12 protein-coding genes and 1 pseudogene are annotated in these 14,257 nt (G+C 58.4%); all 13 read left to right on the top strand.

What is annotated here, in order from left to right; translation table 11 throughout:
- Positions 1-13 precede the first annotated feature (13 nt).
- Positions 14-901, top strand: coding sequence for a LysR family transcriptional regulator (locus tag ACTWLJ_RS21575; protein ID WP_445178355.1), 888 nt, complete (start codon positions 14-16; stop codon positions 899-901).
- Positions 902-1,526: 625 nt separating this feature from the next.
- Positions 1,527-3,170, top strand: coding sequence for a DUF1302 domain-containing protein (locus tag ACTWLJ_RS21570; protein WP_401208193.1), 1,644 nt, complete (start codon positions 1,527-1,529; stop codon positions 3,168-3,170).
- Positions 3,171-3,182: 12 nt separating this feature from the next.
- Complete coding sequence (locus ACTWLJ_RS21565; protein WP_401208190.1) at positions 3,183-4,550, top strand: DUF1329 domain-containing protein; 1,368 nt, start codon at positions 3,183-3,185, stop codon at positions 4,548-4,550.
- A 44-nt stretch (positions 4,551-4,594) separates the two neighbouring features.
- On the top strand, positions 4,595-5,707 hold the full coding sequence (locus tag ACTWLJ_RS21560) for a WD40/YVTN/BNR-like repeat-containing protein (RefSeq protein ID WP_427632147.1): 1,113 nt from the start codon (positions 4,595-4,597) through the stop codon (positions 5,705-5,707).
- Positions 5,708-5,757: 50 nt separating this feature from the next.
- Positions 5,758-8,245, top strand: a pseudogene (locus ACTWLJ_RS21555) (efflux RND transporter permease subunit).
- A gap of 44 nt (positions 8,246-8,289) precedes the next feature.
- Positions 8,290-8,763 (top strand): VOC family protein, encoded by a 474-nt coding sequence (locus tag ACTWLJ_RS21550; RefSeq protein ID WP_401208181.1) that lies wholly within the window; start codon positions 8,290-8,292, stop codon positions 8,761-8,763.
- 45 nt (positions 8,764-8,808) lie between these two features.
- Complete coding sequence (locus ACTWLJ_RS21545) at positions 8,809-9,333, top strand: nuclear transport factor 2 family protein (protein WP_424488168.1); 525 nt, start codon at positions 8,809-8,811, stop codon at positions 9,331-9,333.
- A gap of 123 nt (positions 9,334-9,456) precedes the next feature.
- Positions 9,457-9,813 carry a DUF4286 family protein gene (locus ACTWLJ_RS21540; RefSeq protein ID WP_017337777.1) on the top strand — a complete coding sequence of 119 codons (357 nt, stop codon included), beginning with the start codon at positions 9,457-9,459 and terminating at the stop codon, positions 9,811-9,813.
- 19 nt (positions 9,814-9,832) lie between these two features.
- Positions 9,833-10,324 carry a VOC family protein gene (locus ACTWLJ_RS21535; protein ID WP_017337778.1) on the top strand — a complete coding sequence of 164 codons (492 nt, stop codon included), beginning with the start codon at positions 9,833-9,835 and terminating at the stop codon, positions 10,322-10,324.
- Positions 10,325-10,399: 75 nt separating this feature from the next.
- Positions 10,400-11,275 carry an SMP-30/gluconolactonase/LRE family protein gene (locus ACTWLJ_RS21530; RefSeq protein ID WP_445178354.1) on the top strand — a complete coding sequence of 292 codons (876 nt, stop codon included), beginning with the start codon at positions 10,400-10,402 and terminating at the stop codon, positions 11,273-11,275.
- 75 nt (positions 11,276-11,350) lie between these two features.
- Positions 11,351-12,094, top strand: a complete 744-nt coding sequence (locus ACTWLJ_RS21525) for an SDR family NAD(P)-dependent oxidoreductase (protein ID WP_445178353.1) — start codon at positions 11,351-11,353, stop codon at positions 12,092-12,094.
- A 215-nt stretch (positions 12,095-12,309) separates the two neighbouring features.
- Positions 12,310-13,290: a LysR family transcriptional regulator gene (locus tag ACTWLJ_RS21520; RefSeq protein WP_445178352.1), complete on the top strand. Its 981-nt coding sequence runs from the start codon at positions 12,310-12,312 to the stop codon at positions 13,288-13,290.
- A complete protein-coding gene (locus ACTWLJ_RS21515; RefSeq protein ID WP_445178351.1) occupies positions 13,283-14,257 on the top strand; it encodes a LysR substrate-binding domain-containing protein in 975 nt (324 codons plus the stop codon). The genes ACTWLJ_RS21520 and ACTWLJ_RS21515 overlap by 8 nt, the downstream gene beginning before the upstream one ends.

Below are 14,257 nucleotides of genomic sequence, written 5' to 3'. Positions count from 1 at the left end.
TGAGCGCTTGACCATGGACATGCTGTTGAAGCTGAAGGCTTTCGTCGTCACCGCCGACACCGGTAACTTCTCAGCCGCTGCGCGCACCTTGTACACCTCACCCTCGGTCATCATGAAGCGGGTTGACGAGCTCGAATGGGATTTCAAAACCACCTTCTTCGATCGCTCGACCCGCCGTTTGACCCTGACTGACACCGGGCAAAGCTACCTGACTCACGCCCGGCAGTTGCTGCGCGCTTACAGCGACATGGCCAGTGGCGCGATCCTGAGCCCCGGCGCCATCGAAGGCCCGATCAGAATCAAAGCTCCGGCGGTGCTGATCCGCCAGGGCCTTGGCGATCTGTTTACCCGTTACCGTGCTGAGCATCCGATGGTGCAACTGGAGATTGTTGCGTCTGATCGGGGCGGTAATCCGGTGGAGGAGGGCTTCGATATCTCGGTCGGCATGGATCAGATGGCCTACTCGGATGTGGTCGAGCAGGTTATCCGGCCCTTTCCCCGGGTGATGTGTGCGGCGCCGGCGTACCTGGCGCGATGTGAAGCGCTGTTGCATCCTCGCGACCTGATCGATCACCCCTGTCTGTCGTTTTCCCTTGCGGGTTCGATTTGGGCGTTCAATTCTCCGGAAGGCCGGATAGAAGTGGACGTGCGTCCGGTGCTCATCACCAATGATGAAGGCTATTTGTGCGCCGCCGCCCGCGATGGTCAGGGGATTGTGCAACTGGCCTTGCCGATTGTTGCCGATGCTCTGACAGCGGGAGAGTTGGTGCCGGTGCTGGAGCAATTTCCTCTGGTGGAGCGCTGGGTGAAAATCATGGTGCCGACAGCGCGACTGGAACTGACGAGGGTGAAGCTGCTGTTCGACAAAATGGCGCTGCACCTGACTACCGACAACATCTAACGCGAACCCTGTGGTGAGGGGATTTATCCCCGCTGGTCTGCGACGCAGACCTAAACCCTGCGGATGCGGTTTCCCAAATAAATCCCGGGGTCTGATTTCGCGACTGCTTCGCAGCCGAACGGGGATAAATCCCCTCGCCACAATTTCTGCCACCCCTGCCAGATTCCGAACAGATTTCCTGCGTCTTTCCCTCTTGTATTCGCGCCTTTACGGCGCTCGCGGCCGTGCCTTTTTGTGCCTTCCCCTAACGAATCCGCGCCTTCATTGCACCATCAGTTTTCTGGCTGCGGTGTAGCGGGTTTTATCATTGTTCAGGCCGAAAAGGGCCTGCATATACTCGGGCCAACACAGAAACACCGTCAGGGCTGAGAACAATAAAACCATCTCAAACCCAGACTCTGTGTTGCCTGCACATGATTTGTCCGTGCATGAATTCAACCGGTACCACAACTTCATGGGAGGTTTTTCTTGTGGGTCGCTGTGACTGGCCAACGTTCATGTAATCGGGCAGATCAGCAACCGGAGTTCATGCGTCACACAATCCCTCTAGGTAGCAAAAATGCAAATAATAAAAATAAGATTTGCAGTGCCGCACGACGTTTTGTATCGCCAGAGTCTTCGCTCCATGCTGGTTGCCACCAGCCTGATGGCGGCAGGCTCGACGTTGGCCGCACCGATTGATGTGGGTAACCCTGACATCAAACTGCGCTGGGACAACACATTCAAATACTCTGCCGGGATGCGTCTCAAGGATCAGGACGACACGCTGACTCAAAACGTTCCTGCCACGCCTGGTGGCGGCAAGGGACCGTCGGCGCTCAACGCTGACGATGGTGACCGTAACTTCAAGAAAGGCCGGCTGATTTCCAACCGCCTCGATGTGTTGTCCGAGATGGATCTGGTCATTCACGACGATTACGGTCTGCGTGTGAGCGGTGCGGCTTGGTACGACGACGTTTATAACCAGAAAAACGATAACAACTCGCCTGCAACCAACAACTCGTTGTCGGTACCGAGTGACCATTTCACCCACGACACCCGCGATCTGCACGGTCGTCAGGCCGAGATTCTCGATGCCTTCGTGTTTGGTGGCACCGATGTCGGCGACGCGCGAGTCAGTGGTCGACTGGGCCAACACACCGTACTGTGGGGCGAGAGCCTGTTCTTTGGCTCCAACGCCATCGCCGGCACCCAGTCTCCGGTGGATGCAGTGAAGGCCTCCTCGGTACCCGGTTCGACCACTAAAGAAATCATCCGGCCGGTGGGCCAGTTCTCGGGCCAGATCCAGTTCTCGCCTGCGCTGACCCTGATGGGTTACTACCAATACGATTGGGAGGCTACCCGCTTGCCAGCGGCTGGCAGTTATTTTTCGGGCAACGACTTCATCGGTGATGGTGGCGAGCGTATTCGTTTTGCGCCGGGTTTACCGGGCGTTGGCTTGTCGCGTGGTCAAGACATCAAGGCCAAGGATAACGGCCAGTTCGGTCTTGGTTTGCGCACACAGTTGGGCGACTGGGAGTTCGGTGCCTACGCGATCCGCTACCACGCAAAAACCCCAGTGGTGTATTCCCGTACTCAGCGCACTGCCGTTCCTGGTGCGGGATTCGGGACGTACCAATTGGTGTATCCCGAGGACATCAAGGCGTTCGGTGTCAGTGCCACCACTACCGTGGACACGGTTAACTTTGCCGGTGAGCTTTCCGTGCGTCGCGACACGCCGCTGACCAGCCTGCCGCAGGAAGCGGGTACGTCCGGGGCGGATAATAACAACCATGCGCTTTATGCCATCGGCAATTCGGCGCATGCGAACGTGTCGATGATCTGGAGCATGCCTCGCAACTTCATGTCCGACGAACCCTCGTTAAGCATGGAAGTGGCCTACAACCAACTGACCAGTTGCACCAGCAATTGCAGTGCGATGGATCCTGGTCTGGATCGCCGTGCAGCCGCGGTGCGGGCCTTGTATGCCATACCTCAGCGTAATGTGTTGGACGGCCTGGATATCACGCCATCCTTCACGGTTGGCTACAACCATGGCAAGTCACCCGTGGTGATCATGGGCCCGAACAATGGCGGCGACATGACCTTCACGCTGGCCGGCAACTACCTGACGGTGTGGGATTTCACGATGGCGTACACCCATTACTACGGCGGCGAAAACACGGCCACGTATGCCTCGACCGACCCAAGCGTCAACGGTACGTACACCTTCGCGCAAACCTTGAAAGATCGTGATTTCGTCTCAGTCTCGCTGCGTCGCACCTTCTAAGGGAAAACAATAATGACTATTTTCAATCGCATGACCTTGCTGGCTCTGGCGTGCGCCGTGCTGACGGCGCCGGTTGTCCAGGCCGCTGTTTCGGCAGATGAAGCCGCCAAGCTGAAAACCACGCTGACGCCGCTGGGCGCCGAGCGTGCCGGCAATAAGGACGGGACGATTCCGCCTTGGGAAGGGGGCTATCCGGTCGACAACGCGTACAACTCAGCGGCGATTCCGGATCTGTTTTCCAAGGATAAGCCGCTGCTGACCATCACCGCGCAGAATGCTGATCAGTACAAAGACAAGCTGACAGAGGGCACCCTGGGCCTGTTGAAGCAGTTCCCGAGCTTCAACGTTCAGGTGTTCCCGACCCGGCGCACCGCAGCGGCACCGCAGTGGGTTTACGACAACACCTTCGCCAACGCCACTCGGGCGACGATGGATCCGTCCGGCGAACTCGGTCCTTTCCCGAAAGGTGTCTACGGCGGCATCCCGTTCCCGATTCCGAAGAATGGTGAAGAAGCGATCTGGAACCACTTGCTGCGATGGACGACTCCCGGCTACCAGACAGCGCCCAGCCTCGCTCGCGTGACCCCGGAAGGCAAAGTGATTCCGGTCTCGCAGAACATCGCCAAGAGCTCGTTCCCTTACTACGACCCGAACAGCAACCTGGACAAATGGCACGCCGCAGGCTCCAACTTCAAGGTCGTTCGGGTTGACACGTCCGGCCCACCGATCCGTGCCGGCGAGATCCTGCTGCAACGCGTCAACATCAACGACATCGAGTCGAAAACCTGGGTCTACCTGACCGGCCAGCGTCGCGTCCGTCGTCTGCCGCTGACCTGCTGCGACGTACCGAGCCCGGTAGCGGGTGGCATCCTCAATTTCGACGAAGTCGAGGTCTATTCCTCGTCCATCGGACGTTACGACTGGAAGCTGGTCGGCAAGAAAGAAATGTACGTGCCGTACAACACCAACAGCTATCACCAGGCGCCGTCGCTCGACAAGCTGATGTCTGAAAAGACCGTCAACCCGGACTTCGTGCGTTTCGAGCAGCATCGGGTGTGGGTGGTGGAGGGCACGCTCAAGGCCGGTCAACGCCATGTGATTCCGCGCTTGCGCGTGTATCTGGATGAAGACACCTGGATCGCAGTCGCCGGCGAACGTTGGGATGCCCAGGGGCAACTGTGGAAGGTGACGTACAACTTGCCAACCGTGTTCCCGGCAGGTCCCGGCACCATCGTCGCCGGCTATATGTCGTACGACCTGATCGGCGGCGGCTACTTCGCCTCGGCCTATTTTCCGCGTGACAAACAAGTCGACCTGAAGGCCACGTTGCCAGACCGCATCTTCACGCCTGAGTCCCTGTCTGGAGAGGGCGTGCGCTAAAGACTGTATCTGGCTTGAACGATGAACCTGATGAGATGACCGGTATGAATAACAATAACAATGAAGGCGTCGACGTATCCCGTCGCGGGCTGTTGCTGGTGGGGTTGGGCCTGGGTTTGCAAGTGTTGTTGGCCCCGACTCTGGCCTCTACCACGGTAGCGTTCGCTTCGGCAGCCATGCCTGGTCTGCTCGGCCAACCGGCGACCATGACCCCCCGGGCAGCACAGGCTGTGCTGACTCGCGTGGTGGTGGCCGGTGACCGCTTGGTGGCGGTGGGCGAACGTGGCATGGTGGTGCTGTCCGACGATGGCGGCCGACATTGGCGCCAGGCCCGCGTGCCGGTGAGTGTGACGCTGACATCAGCGAGTTTTGTCGATGCCCGTCAGGGCTGGATCGCTGGCCACAGTGGCGTTGTGTTGCATACCTCTGACGGTGGCGAGAACTGGTCCATTCAGACCGATGGAATCGCCCTGGCACAGGCCAGTCTCGTTCAGGCACAGGCGTTGCCCGACACCGATGCCGATCGCGAACACCGCGTCCAGCAGGCCGAGCGTCTGGTGGATGACGGTGCAGACAAACCGCTGCTGTCGATCTGTTTTGCCGATGCGTTGCACGGGATGGTGGTGGGCGCCTTCGGCCTCGCCGCCAGCACCGATGATGGCGGCAAAACCTGGACGCCTTGCCGCGAACGTCTGGCCAATCCCATGAGCATGCATCTGTATACGATTGCCCATCACGCCAAGACCTGGGTGGTGGCGGGCGAGCAGGGCGTGCTGATGCGTAGCGACGACGATGGCGCGAGCTTCACGGCATTGGCGGCACCTTCCGAACGCACCCTGTTCACCGCAACGGCCACGCGCGGTGGGAGTTTTGTCTTCGCCGGGCTGTTGGGGGCTGCGTGCCGCATCGACTCGGGGAGTACAACCGTGAACGCTATCGAACTGGCAGCGCCGTTGACGATTCTGTCCAGCGTTGAACTGCGCGATGGCCGAGTGATGCTGTTGGCACAGGGCGGGCGAGTGCTTGGAAGTCACGACGGTGGTGTCCATTTTGCCGAACAGCAACTGCCGCGACGCTTGCCGCTGACCTCGCTGGTCGAAGCCGCAGACGGTGGGCTGGTGGCCACCAGCATGGGTGGAGTCTCCCGGCTTGGTTGACGACATCCACCTGCACGCTCACTCGACGCGCCTTATAAGAGTCTAATGACATGACCACAGTGAAACCTGCTGAGACCGGTGCTTGCCGGCTCGAAGACTTTGATCCGCGCTCGGGCAATGCGCTCGAACGCGCCGTGTTCAACCACCGCATCCTGGTGCTGTGTTTGTGCGTGCTGGTCACCGTCCTGTTGGGCTTCAGCGCGCTGAGCCTGAAGCTCAATGCCAGCTTCGAAAAGACCATTCCGACCGGCCACCCGTACATCACCAATTATCTGGAGCACAAAAAAGAGCTGACGGGCCTGGGTAACTCGGTGCGCATCGCGGTGGAGGCTCGCAAGGGCGACATCTACAACGCGCACTATCTGGAAACGCTGCGTCAGGTCAACGATGACGTGTTCATCCTGCAGGGCGTGGATCGCGCGTTCATGAAATCGCTGTGGACGCCGAACGTGCGCTGGACCGCGGTGACCGAAGACGGTCTGGACGGTGGTCAGGTGATCCCTGCGCACTACGACGGCTCGCCAGCGAAGATCGAAGAGTTGCGCATGAACGTGCAGCGCTCGGGCGAAATCGGCCAGTTGGTCGCGGTCAACGGCGGCTCGACGGTGATTCAAGTGCCGCTGCTGGAACATGACGCGGCCGGCAAACCGCTGGACTACGCGGCGCTGTCCAAGCAGCTGGAGCAATTGCGCGCCAAGTACAGCAGTGACGAGGTGGCCATTCACATCACCGGGTTTGCCAAGCTGTCCGGCGACCTCATGGATGGCATGCAGGAGGTGATCGGCTTCTTCTTCATCGCACTGATCATCTGCGCGGCAATGGTGTTCCTGTACAACCGCGATGCGATCAGCACCGCACTGGTGGTGATCACATCGTTAACCGGCGTGCTCTGGCAACTGGGATTGCTGCCGCTGTTGGGTTACTCGCTGAACCCGTACTCGATGTTGGTGCCGTTTCTGATCTTCGCCATCGGCATCAGCCATGGCGCGCAGAAAATGAACGGGATTCTGCAGGACATCGGCCGTGGCACGCACCGCTATGTCGCGGCACGTTTCACCTTTCGCCGCCTGTTCCTTGCAGGCCTGACTGCTCTGTTGGCGGACGCCGTTGGCGGACGCCGTTGGCTTCGCGGTGCTGCTGATGATCGACATTCCGGTAATCCGCGAACTGGCCATCGCCGCCAGCCTCGGCGTGCTGGTCCTGGTGATTTCCAACCTGATCCTGCTGCCGGTGTTGTTGAGCTACGTCGGTGTCAGCCGTAAAGCCGCCGAACGCGCCGTGCGCCGGGAATCGGCGACCGCCGCCGGGGAGAGCAGTGCGTTCTTTATCTGGCTGGTGCGCTTTACCGAAGGCCGTCGTGCAACGGCAGCGATCGTCACGGCGGCGGTGCTCGCGGTGGTCGGCGTGGCCGTCGGCACGCAACTGAAGGTCGGCGATCTCGACCCTGGCGCTCCTGAGCTGCAAGCCGATTCGCGCTACAACCGCGACGTCAGCTACCTGACCACTAACTACGGCGCGAGCAATGATCTCTTCGCGATCATGGTCAAGACATCCGAAGGCAACTGCAGCCAGTACGACGTGTTGCGTCGGGTCGACCAACTGGAATGGGCGTTGATGGATCTTCCTGGTGTCGAATCCACCCAGTCGATTGCGCGTCTGCAACGGCGCCTGATGGTCGGCATGAACGAGGGCAGTCCGCTGTGGTACGACCTGTCGAGCAATCAAAGCATGCTCAACACCATCACCGCCCGGGCACCGCGTGAGCTGTACAACGAAGAATGCAACCTGCTGACGGTGTACGCCTACCTGCGTGATCACCGCGCCGAGACCCTGCAGCAAGTGGTCGACCTGGTCGAAAGCTTCGCCGCTAAAAACAATGACAAGGACGCCACCTTCCTGTTGGCGGCCGGTTCCGCCGGGATCGACGCGACCACCAACATCGTGGTTCACAAGGCCTGGTACCAGATGTTGTTCATGGTGTACGGGGCCGTGGCGCTGCTGTGCTTTGTGACGTTCCGCTCATGGCGAGCGGTGCTGGTCGCGATGCTGCCGCTGATGCTCACCTCGATTCTCGCCGAAGCGTTGATGGTCGCGCTGGGCATGGGCGTCAAGGTGGCAACCTTGCCGGTGATCGCCCTTGGCGTCGGCATCGGCGTGGATTACGCGCTGTACGTGTTGAGCGTGACGCTTGCGCAAATGCGTGCCGGAGCCACGTTGAAACAAGCCTACGCCACGGCGCTGCAGTTCACTGGCCGGGTGGTATTGCTGACCGGTATCACGCTGGCGGCAGCGGTCGCGACCTGGCATTTTTCCAGCATCAAGTTCCAGGCGGACATGGGCCTGCTGCTGGCGTTCATGTTCTTGTGGAACATGCTTGGCGCTCTGGTACTGATCCCGGCACTGGCGCGCTTTCTGCTGCCCGGCGCACGCGTCGGCGCCGTCGTCGAGGTCACCGATCAAACACCGCCGCCAGCGATCTCAGCACCCTTCTCCGCAACCAAACCCGAGAAGCCGGTATTCGAAAGATGCCTGCCGTAACCCGTCCACCTGACTTTTCAAACCACCAACAATAAGGAAACACCATGGATCGCTATATCAATCGCCTGTTTCACGTGTGCATCACCGTTGCTGATATCGATGCTGCACTTGAGTTTTACTGCGGCGTGCTCGGCCTTGAGTCCATCGGCAAACTGCGCCACGAAAGGGCGCCCGGTGAAATCCTTGGTTTCCCGAACCAGATCATTGAAATCCATGCCGATCACCTCGTCGGCAAAGACAAGGACAACGCCACGGTTATCGACCTGATCGAGTTCGTCGAGCCAAAAACCGTGGTCAACAAAAACACTTCTGCGCCGCTGAACCACGCTGGCATCAACCGTATGGCGTTTGGTGTAGACGACACCGATGCCATTCATGAGAAGCTCAAGGCACGCGGCGACATCGTTTTTCTCTGCGAGCCACAAGTGGTGATCGCGCCAACCGGCGGTAAATTCAAGATCCTCACGTTCAAAGATCCGTTCGACAACGTTCTGGAAGTGATTGAGTACTGCAAGTAACCCGTGTTTGTAGAATTTATTACTCGGAAAAATCGGAGAATTTAAATGAGTGTCACACAAGACAAGTCCGAAATTATTGATGTCATCAACCTGTATGGCGTCGCGTTGGACGCTCACGCCTGGGACTTGCTGGACGAGGTGTTTACCGAGGATGCCCACGCTGATTTCGGGCCGGCCGGCGCCGTCTGGAAGTCGGTCGGTGCGCTGAAGTTCGCCTTCAAGGACTTTCACGAAACACTGACCAATCACATGCACACCATGACCGGTTCCTGCGTACACGTTGATGGCGACACAGCCTACGCGCTGACCTACGGTGACTGGCTGCTGTCCCGTGATTCGGCAGTGGGTGGCCCTGACTGGGTTGGTCGTGGCTGGTACGACGATATTCTGGTGCGCACCGACAAAGGCTGGCGCATCAGCAATCGTGTGTGCCGGCTGATTTCCTGGACAGGCAACCCGAATGTGCCTGAACCCGCGTACGAACAGCATCCGGTGATGACCACCCACACGCTGCGCAGTCATCGCGAAGAAGGCAAGGTCCGGTTCTTCGAAGCCATCGCCAAAAAGTAATCAGTTAATAGCAACGACGGATCCACTTCCGATTGTTTGACGGAAGTGGTCTGGGGTTTCTATTGCCCGAAATTCCATTGTGGGGCTCTGGCGAAGAGCAACTTTTTATATTGGGAACTAATCATGAATGACCAGAGCGTTATCTGGACAGTGGGCATCAATTGCTCAGCGGAAGACGAAGACAAGTTCAATGTTTGGTACGACGACGTGCACGTACCGATGTTGATGCAGGGCGACTGCGTGAGAAAAGTCAGCCGCTTCAAACTGGCCGAAGAGACCTATCACGTCGGCGTAACCACCCAGCCGTGCCCGACGTACCTGACGATTTATGAATTCGACAGCCAGGAAAAATTCGAAGACTGGATGAAGAGCCCGTCGCGCATTGAAGCTGGTGAAGACAAGACAAAGACCTGGGGCGACAAGGTGTATGACGTCCAATGGGCAACGCGTTACGACCTCACTAACACCTGGAACGGCTAATTAAAGGGCGGTAAAAGTCATGAACGCACTGGTTAAAAAACTGCTTCACGTTTGCATCACCGTCCCGGACGTTGATCAGGCTCTCAAGTTCTACCGCGATGTACTGGGTTTTGTTTCGACCTTTGAAACCAGAACCGATGAAGCGGATGGCCCGCTGCTGGGTTTCGCCGAAGATGAGATCAGCATTTACGCCCATCACATCCTCACAGCAGGCGCCGATGCCAAGCACGCCACCGAAATCAACCTGATCGAGTACACCAAACCGGCAACGATCATCGGCGATGGCCCGTATGACTTGATGAATCAGGTCGGGATTACCCGTCTCGCACTGCTGGTTGAAAACACTCGCGAAGCCTTTGAAAAGATCAGCGCGTACGAAGGTGTCGAGGTGGTTTGCGAGCCCAAAGACATCATCATCCGTAAGCCGGGGCAAAACCTGACCATGACCTGGTTCAGCTTCAAAGACCCTTACGGCGTGTTCATCACCATCGCCGAACCACCAAAAGCTTAAGCAGCCCCGTTCAACATCGCGGTTCAGCTTGGGTCGGATCGCCTCATTCCAGTTCAGGAAAATCCAGGAGATAACATGCAGATCGATGTTCTGGTGGACGTAAAAACCACCATCGGTGAGGGCCCTGTATGGGATGTGCAGGAGCAGCGCCTGTACTGGATCGACGTGGTCGGCGGTCGCATTTATCGCTGTACCGCTGACGGGCGCGAGGTGCGTACGTGGGAAATGCCCGACACCATCGGATCGATGGCGCTACGTCGTAATGGCGGCGCCATTGTGGCGCTGGGTTCGGGGTTTCACTTCCTCGACTTCGACACGGGCGAGACACAGCTGATCGTCAATCCCGAGGCTGACAAGCCGCATAACCGCTTGAACGATGGCAAGGTTGACGCGCGCGGGCGTTTCATCGTCGGCAGCATGGACACCCGCGAGGGCTTCGCCGATGGCACGCTGTTTCGTATCGACCCGGATCTTTCGGTGCATACGCTCGATTCAGGTTTCGCGATTTCCAACGGGCCATGCTGGAGCCCCGACGGTTCGACGTTCTATTTCTCCGATACTTTTTCCGGTGAAATCTGGGCGTATGACTACGACCTCGAAACCGGCGGCATTGCCAACCGCCGCACCTTCACCAAAGCAGGCTTTACCGAGGCGACAGCCACTGACGGCTCGACTGTCGATGCCGAAGGCTACCTTTGGAATGCTCAGGTCTACGCCGGAAAGTTATGCCGCTTTGCGCCGGACGGCAGCCTCGATCGGGTCATCGAAATGCCGGTAAAGAAGGTCACCAGCGTCAACTTTGGCGGGCCTGACATGGACACGTTGTTTGTCACTTCGATGGCCAAGCCGCCGTTGCCACGCTATCCAGGTGACAACATGATGCGCGGGAGTCTTTTCGCCGTGCGTGGTTTGGGGGTGCAAGGGCTGCCAGAGCCGCGCTTTGGTGGCTAACCCTGACCTTGCCGCGCTACTCGATAGTGGCGCGCGGCGGGGCAACGACAACCTTTAACCTTTGGGGTAGATGCCGTGCAAACCCATAAAAATCGCGTCGCAGTTGTTTCGGGCGCTGCCAAGGGCATTGGCCAGGAACTGGCGATTCAACTGGCACAACGTGGCGCCGCTCTGGCACTGCTGGACATCGCCGATCTTTCGCAAACCCGCGAGCGGATTGAGGAGGCGGGCGGCCAAGCTATTGCCGTTCATTGTGATGTCAGCCAGGAAGCCGACTGGATCGCTGCCGGCGAAATCGTCAAAAACCACTACGGACGCTGCGACATTCTGGTCAACAACGCCGGGATCTACCCCAATGTGCACTTCGATGAATTGGAATTCAAAACCTGGCGGCGCACTTTTGAGATCAATCTCGACAGTATGTTTTTGAGCGCAAAAGTCTTCGTGCCGATGATGCGCGCTAATGGCTGGGGGCGCATCGTTAACGTCTCTTCGACATCGATCGTCACCAACGCCATCGGCGTCAGCCATTACATGGCAAGCAAGATGGGCATCATTGGCTTCACCCGAGGACTGGCGAATGATCTGGGCAAGGACTTCATTACCGTCAATACGCTCGCGCCCGCACTGACAGCGACACCCGGCACCAGCCATATACCCGAGGTCGTACGCGATAGCATTGTCAATTTACAGGCCTTCAAGAGAATGGCGGTGCCCAACGATATTGTCGGACCAATGCTGTTTTTGACCAGCGAGGACGCACAGTTCGTGACGGGACAGGTGTTGGCTGTCGACGGCGGCATGATGAAAACCTGCTGAACCGTCATCCTCCGGATCATGGACGATCGGCAAGCATAGTCTTGCCGTCGTCTCCCTCGTTAACCCCTTTTTTTCCCTGTCCGGAGCCTGTGATTTTGTGCCTGTTCATCGAGGTTGGATCAGGGCTGGCAAGCCATTCCCGATATGGATAGAGTACGAGCCACCTATAAATTGCTGGCGGTGATCAGCAAGCATAATAAGAGACGATTCCGCGCATGATGCTCCCCAAGCTGATGCACATCCGCATGTTTGTTGCCGTGTACGAGGAAGGCTCCTTCACCGTTGCTGCCAGCCGCGAAGGGCTAGGACAGTCCGGCGTGTCTGCGCATGTTCGGCAGTTGGAAAATCAATTGGGCGTGCGGCTGTTCGCCCGCGACCGCACGATTATTCCCACGCCTGCCGGGCATGCCTATTACCAGCAATGTGTGCAGTTGCTGCGTCAGCACGAAAGCGCCTGCAACGCAGTCGGTCATCGCGCAGAGCCGTCGGACGGTTCGCTGCGTATAGGCATGATCCCGACCATGACGCGTTCGGTATTCAGCCGCGCACTGCTGGCTTTTGAAGCCGCTTATCCCAACGTTTCCGTGCACCTTACCGAAGGCGCAGGCAGCGTGATTGCGACCGCAGTGCGTCGTGGCATGCTGGATTTCGCCATCACGCAACGTATGTCTTACGACGGCGGTGGCGGGGCGGTCGGGCTGAGTACATCGTTGTTCACGAGAACACCGGCGTTTCTGGTGTCATCACCTGACTCAGGCTTGCCGCACTGCGAACCGGTGCGTCTGAGCGACATCAAGGATTTGCATCTGGTGCTGCCGATCGGACGACGACCGCTGCTGGAGCAGTACCTGATCGATCACAAGGTGCAAGTCGTGCAGCGCCTCAACTGGTTCGAGTCCATGCTGGGCGCCATGGACCTGGTGCGCTCCAGCCACTGGGCGGCGATTATTTCTGGCCTGTTTATCGCCGACGATCTGCGGCGCAAGCGTTTTACGCTTAACCCGCTGGCCGATCCGATTCTCTGGGACGAAATGCTGCTGGTAGAGCCGGCGCGCAAACCCTTGTCGAAGATTGCCCAGAACTTCATCGAGTTTTTGAAGAAGGCTACCGAAGACATCAACGCGATACCGATCCGTATCGCCCATGGCGAGCAGCCGTCAAACGCAGACTTCAATGAGATATCGCGCCATGAATGACTCGCTGCCCGGTTTGCGGGAAATGCAAATGTTCGTGGCGGTGTACGAGACGCGATCATTCACGGCGGCGGCAGCACGTGAGTTCGCCACTCAGTCGGGCATCTCCCAGCACATCAAACAGATCGAAGAAATGCTCGGCGTGCAGCTGTTTGACCGACTGAAAGGTGTAGAGCCTACCGCTGCGGGCACCTCCTTTTATCAGCACTGTCTGGAGGTGGTGGCGGCCAATTCCAGGGCACTGCGGTCGCTGGATACATTCGAGCAGGGCCTGCCCGGCGAAGTTCGCTTCGGGGTAACACCGACGCTGGCGACCTATCAGCTCGCGCCGGCCTATTTGCGTCTGATGTCGCAGAATCCCAATGCCTCAATCGCAGTGATCGACGCCCCGAGTAACATGCTGATCGACATGGTGCGGGCCGGCGAACTCGACTTTGCGATCATCCCATCGATTTCGCAGCCACCGGCGGATCTGTCCACAACAGTATTTGCCGCCACACCTGCGTTTCTGGTCTCGTCAATCACCCATGACAGTGGCTTCGAGCATGGCGAACTGATTGAGCTCGACGAGCTGACGGGGTTCAAGCTGTTGGCCCCTGACAGTCGCGAGTATGCGCAGTGGATCGGATCACAACTGGAAGCTCTTTCGGGGCCTGGCCCCTGTTACCAGCTTGATGCGGTGCTGGCCACGCTCGACCTGATCAGGCAGAGCGAGTGGATGGCGATTCTTCCCGGCCTGCTATTCGTTCACGATTTCAGTGTTGAACCTGCAGAGCGGGACTTCAGGATCAACCCCTTTGCCGGTGCCGGCCTGACGCTGGAGCTGCTGTTGGTGCAGCCGACCGGGCCAAAGCCTTCAGCGCTGATGATGGCGGCGATCAGTACAATCCAACAGGTGACCCAGGAGCACATTCAACTGCTCAGCCGTTTCCGGTTTGGTAACCAGCCGGCCGTTCGCAGGTTGCAATAA

The sequence above is a fragment of the Pseudomonas sp. McL0111 genome (assembly GCF_052567255.1).
The sequence above is the reverse complement of the archived record's forward strand: the minus strand, read 5'-3'. Positions and strand labels throughout refer to the sequence as shown.

Bases quoted from the DNA above. Each gene is read 5' to 3' on its own strand.
- ACTWLJ_RS21550 (WP_401208181.1), top strand. From the start codon at position 8,290: ATGGATCGCTATATCAATCGCCTGTTTCACGTGTGCATCACCGTTGCT.
- ACTWLJ_RS21520 (WP_445178352.1), top strand. From the start codon at position 12,310: ATGATGCTCCCCAAGCTGATGCACATCCGCATGTTTGTTGCCGTGTAC.
- ACTWLJ_RS21565 (WP_401208190.1), top strand. From the start codon at position 3,183: ATGACTATTTTCAATCGCATGACCTTGCTGGCTCTGGCGTGCGCCGTG.
- ACTWLJ_RS21530 (WP_445178354.1), top strand. From the start codon at position 10,400: ATGCAGATCGATGTTCTGGTGGACGTAAAAACCACCATCGGTGAGGGC.
- ACTWLJ_RS21560 (WP_427632147.1), top strand. From the start codon at position 4,595: ATGAATAACAATAACAATGAAGGCGTCGACGTATCCCGTCGCGGGCTG.
- ACTWLJ_RS21515 (WP_445178351.1), top strand. From the start codon at position 13,283: ATGAATGACTCGCTGCCCGGTTTGCGGGAAATGCAAATGTTCGTGGCG.
- ACTWLJ_RS21540 (WP_017337777.1), top strand. From the start codon at position 9,457: ATGAATGACCAGAGCGTTATCTGGACAGTGGGCATCAATTGCTCAGCG.
- ACTWLJ_RS21535 (WP_017337778.1), top strand. From the start codon at position 9,833: ATGAACGCACTGGTTAAAAAACTGCTTCACGTTTGCATCACCGTCCCG.
- ACTWLJ_RS21545 (WP_424488168.1), top strand. From the start codon at position 8,809: ATGAGTGTCACACAAGACAAGTCCGAAATTATTGATGTCATCAACCTG.
- ACTWLJ_RS21575 (WP_445178355.1), top strand. From the start codon at position 14: ATGGACATGCTGTTGAAGCTGAAGGCTTTCGTCGTCACCGCCGACACC.
- ACTWLJ_RS21570 (WP_401208193.1), top strand. From the start codon at position 1,527: ATGCTGGTTGCCACCAGCCTGATGGCGGCAGGCTCGACGTTGGCCGCA.